The sequence below is a fragment of the uncultured Nevskia sp. genome, assembly GCF_903885465.1.
In the GTDB taxonomy this organism is placed as follows: Bacteria; Pseudomonadota; Gammaproteobacteria; order Nevskiales; family Nevskiaceae; genus Nevskia.
In genome coordinates this window covers 1-4,056 of the sequence record NZ_CAISIQ010000223.1, presented here as the reverse complement: position 1 = coordinate 4,056, position 4,056 = coordinate 1, and the positions used below count along the sequence as shown (strand labels likewise).

3 protein-coding genes and 2 pseudogenes are annotated in these 4,056 nt (G+C 64.3%); all 5 read right to left on the bottom strand.

The window, feature by feature from the left end; all coding sequences use genetic code 11:
• A pseudogene (locus QZY06_RS08335) lies at nucleotides 1-721 on the bottom strand (3-phosphoshikimate 1-carboxyvinyltransferase); the annotation flags it as partial.
• 7 nt (nucleotides 722-728) lie between these two features.
• Entirely contained in the window at nucleotides 729-1,610 is an 882-nt protein-coding gene (locus QZY06_RS08330; RefSeq protein WP_295682755.1) for a prephenate dehydrogenase/arogenate dehydrogenase family protein, read from the bottom strand.
• Nucleotides 1,607-2,746 carry a histidinol-phosphate transaminase gene (gene hisC / locus QZY06_RS08325; protein ID WP_295682753.1) on the bottom strand — a complete coding sequence of 380 codons (1,140 nt, stop codon included), beginning with the start codon at nucleotides 2,744-2,746 and terminating at the stop codon, nucleotides 1,607-1,609. Before hisC ends, QZY06_RS08330 begins: the two co-directional genes overlap by 4 nt.
• Before the next feature lie 21 nt (nucleotides 2,747-2,767).
• Nucleotides 2,768-3,865, bottom strand: coding sequence for a prephenate dehydratase (gene pheA / locus QZY06_RS08320; RefSeq protein WP_295682750.1), 1,098 nt, complete (start codon nucleotides 3,863-3,865; stop codon nucleotides 2,768-2,770).
• A pseudogene (locus tag QZY06_RS08315) lies at nucleotides 3,862-4,056 on the bottom strand (3-phosphoglycerate dehydrogenase); the annotation flags it as partial. The pseudogene QZY06_RS08315 and the gene pheA, both read right to left, overlap by 4 nt.

The window sequence follows — 4,056 nt, the reverse complement described above, 5'->3', positions numbered from 1 at the left end:
TATCGGCCGGCACTTCGATGTTGGTCGCGCGCAATTGCTGGCCACCGCGAACGGCGGCGTAGCCTGGCGTCGCTTCAACCTCGACGCCGAAACCGCGCAGCATCCGCTCGGTGTGATCGCGGGAGGCTTCCGGTTCGCGCACTTCGGTCTTGCCATTGGCGTACAGCCCGGCCAGCAGAATGCCGCTCTTGACCTGCGCGCTGGCAACCGGCGAATCATAGGAGATCGCCTTCAATCCGCTCGCGGGCGAGAACGTCAGCGGTGACGTGCCCTTCTCGGTGGTCGCAATCGTTGCGCCCATCTGGCGCAGCGGATCGACGATGCGACGCATGGGCCGCTTCGACAGCGAGCTGTCACCGATCAACGTCGTCTCGAACGCCTGCGCCGCCATCAGGCCGGACATCAGCCGCATCGAGGTGCCGGAGTTGCCGAGATCTAGCGAACCCGCCGGCGCCTTCAGACCATGCAGGCCGACACCATGCACGCGCAGATGCGTCGGTCCCAGTTGCTCGATCTGAACGCCCATCGCCTGGAAGGCTTTCATCGTGCACAGGCAATCTTCGCCAGTCAGGAAGCCGGTGACTTCCGACACGCCTTCGGCCAGCGAACCGAACATGACCGCGCGATGCGAGATCGACTTGTCACCGGGCACGCGCAGGGAACCGGACAGCTGCCCGCCTGGCTGCACGACATAGGTCAAACCGGGGCCATCAGTGCTCATACAATTTCTATTCGATTCTTGTTAGGTGTCGTTCGCGCGCCGCGCGGGCACGCTCGAAAACGGTTCGCATCGCGTCCCAGTCGCCAGTTTCGATCATCTGCAGCAAGCCGTTCAGTTCATCGATCTGCTTGCGCAGCAGTTTGGCGACCGGCCCGGCGTTGGCGCGCAGGATGTCATGCCACATGCGTGGGCTCGACGAGGCGATGCGGGTGAAATCGCGAAAGCCGCCGCCGGCGTTCGGGAAGATGTCGGCATCGGCGCCATCGAGCTGATCGAGCATGTCGACGAAGCTGTACGCGAGCAGATGCGGCAGATGCGACGTCGCGGCGAAGATCGCGTCGTGTCGCGTCGCTTCCATCTTCACTACGCGTGCGCCGACCGCCGTCCATAAGGCTTCAACAGTCGCCAGCGCCTGCGCATCCTGCGCCGGATGCGGCGTGAGGATCAGCCGATGATTGCGGAACAGATCGGCCTTCGCATGCGCGACCCCGCTCTTCTCGGTGCCGGCAATCGGATGCGCTGCGACGAAGCGCGGCGGGATCTCGCCAAACACCGAGATCACCGCATCGAGCACTGACTGCTTGGTGCTGCCGACATCAGTCAGGATCGTGTTCGGACCCAGTCCCGGCTTGCAAGCGGCAACGGCCGCCGCTGTCGCCAGCACGGGTACAGCGATCACCGCGACATCGGCACCGCGCACGGCATCGGCAGCATCGGTGGCCGCGCGATCGATGACGCCAAGTTCCAGCGCGATGCGGATCTGTTCCGGATCACGGTCAAAGCCGGCGATGTTCGACACCACACCGGCCTCGCGCAGCGCGCGCGCCAGCGAGCCGCCGATCAGCCCCAGCCCGACGATCGCGAGGCGGATCGGCGCAACGCCGCTCACGCCGCCAGCACTTCCTTCAATGCGACCAGGAAGCGGGTGTTCTCGGCGACCGTGCCGATGCTGGTCCGCAGATAGGTCGGCATGCCGTAGGAACCCATCGGCCGCACGATCACGCCACGCTCGAGCAGACCCTTGTGGATCGGTGCGGCTTCGCGATGGAAGTTGATGGTGATGAAGTTCGCCTGCGACGGCAGCACGCTCAGGCCCAGCGCTTTCATCTCGCCGATCAGCCGGCTCATTTCCGACTTGTTCAGCGCCACTGCCTTGGCGACATGCTCCTGATCACCGAGCGCCACTTCCGCAGCGAGCAGCGCCAGCATGTTCAGGTTGAACGGCTGACGAACACGGTTCAGCAGATCGGCGACCGAAGGATGCGACAGCGCATAACCGGCACGCAGCCCGGCCAGGCCATAGGTCTTCGAGAACGTGCGGGTGATGACCAGATTCGGATAACGATCGAGCCAGGCGCGCGAGTCCGGCTTCGATGCCGGATCGAGATATTCGATGTAAGCCTCGTCGAGCACCACGATGGTCTGCGCCGGCACCTTGGCGATGAACGCTTCAAGTGCCGCCGGCTTGGCCCAGGTGCCGGTCGGGTTATTCGGGTTGGCGATCATCACCACGCTGACGTCCGGCGTCAGCGCCGCGGCGAGCGCATCGAGATCGTGGCCGTAGGGCATCGTCGGGTGATCCGGCGGCAGCGCCTTGGCAACGATCGCTTCAGCGTTCTGGGCCAGCGTCGCCAGCGGATACACCGCGAAGCAGTATTCCGAGAACAGCGCCTTGCGGCCCGGTCCGAGAAACACGCGGGCGATGAATTCGAGCAGATCGTTCGAGCCATTGCCGAGCGTGATCCGCTCCGCTTCGATACCGTGGAATTCGGCGATCTTCTTCTTCAGACGAAAGCCGCCGCCATCCGGGTACAGCGAGACATTGCCGCTCGCCGCGTGCTCGGCCAGCGCAGCCTTGACCTTCGGGCTCGGGCCCAGTGGATTCTCGTTCGAGGCCAGCTTGATGACGTCGGACAAACCGAGACGGCGCTGCAGCTCGTCGATCGGCATGCCGGGCGAATACGGCTCCAGCGCCATGACGCCCGCGAGCGCGTTCTTCAGAAAGGGCTGTTCAATCTTGGTCATGAAAGATTCAGAAATCAGTGGTCAGACAACGGCACGAGGATAGGAGCCCAGCACCCGGAAGAACGCCGCGCGCTTCTGCACGGCATCGAGCGCCTCGGCGACGATGGCTTCGCCGCGATGGCCTTCGATATCGAGGAAAAAATTGTAGTCCCAGATACCGCGACGGCTAGGCCGAGACTCGATCTTCGACAGATTGATGCCAGCTTTCGCGAACGGTTCCAGCAAGCGGAACAGGGCGCCCGCTTCGCCGCCGCTCGGTGCCGAGCAGACCAGCGAAGTGCGATCCGCACCGGTCACTTCCGGCTGCTGACGGCCAATCACCAGGAAGCGCGTCGTATTGTTCGGATCGTCTTCGATGTTCGCGGCCAAGGCATGCAGCTTGTAGCGCTCGCCAGCAGCGGCACTGGCGATCGCCGCACCCTGCCCGGTTTCGGACACCTGCTTCGCTGCAGCGCCATTGCTGACCACAGTTTCACGCGACACGCCCGGCAATCTCGCGTCCAGCCAGCGGCGACATTGCGCTAGTGACTGCGGATGCGCGTAGACCACCTTCACGTCGGCCAGATCGGTGTGCGGCGACAGCAGCTGGTGATGCACCGGCAGCCAGACTTCGCCACAGATCGACAACGGCGTGGTCGCCAGCAAGTCGAGCGTCGAGTTCACCACGCCTTCGGTCGAGTTCTCGATCGGCACCACGCCGTAAGCGGCGGCACCGGATTCGACGTCGCGGAAGATGTCGTCGATGGTCGCCACCGCGCGGGCCGCGACCTGGGCGCCGAACTGCTTGTAGACCGCAGCCTGCGTGTACGTACCTTCCGGGCCGAGATAGGCGACCGACAGCGGCGATTCCAGCGCGAGGCAGGCCGACATGATTTCGCGCATCAGCTTGGCCATCACTTCATCGGGCAGCGGGCCGCCGAGTTCGCGATTGCGTTCCATCGCTTTCTTCAGCACCTCGGCTTCGCGGGCCGGGCGGTAATGATCGCCAGTCGCGCCGGCTGCCACCTTGATCTCGCGCACTGCTTCCGCGACGCGGGCGCGGCGGGCGATCAGCGTCTGCAGCTCGGCGTCGATCGCATCGATCGCGGCACGAGCTTCGGGCAGAGTGTTGAGCTTCATCGGACACAACCTCCGATCACACGGGTCGCCAGCACGCCGGGAATTGCCGCCAGTTCGTCGACCATCTCGTCCGGCAGCGCCTGATCGACATCGACCAGCGTATAGGCGATCTCGCCACGCGACTTGTTGAGCAGATCGTTGATGTTGATCTCGTGCTTGGCCAGCGCCGTGGTGATCTGGCCGACCATGTT

What these genes read in the sequence shown, in the direction of transcription:
- hisC (WP_295682753.1), bottom strand. Translation starts at nt 2,746, where the DNA reads ATGACCAAGATTGAACAGCCCTTTCTGAAGAACGCGCTCGCGGGCGTC.
- pheA (WP_295682750.1), bottom strand. Translation starts at nt 3,865, where the DNA reads ATGAAGCTCAACACTCTGCCCGAAGCTCGTGCCGCGATCGATGCGATC.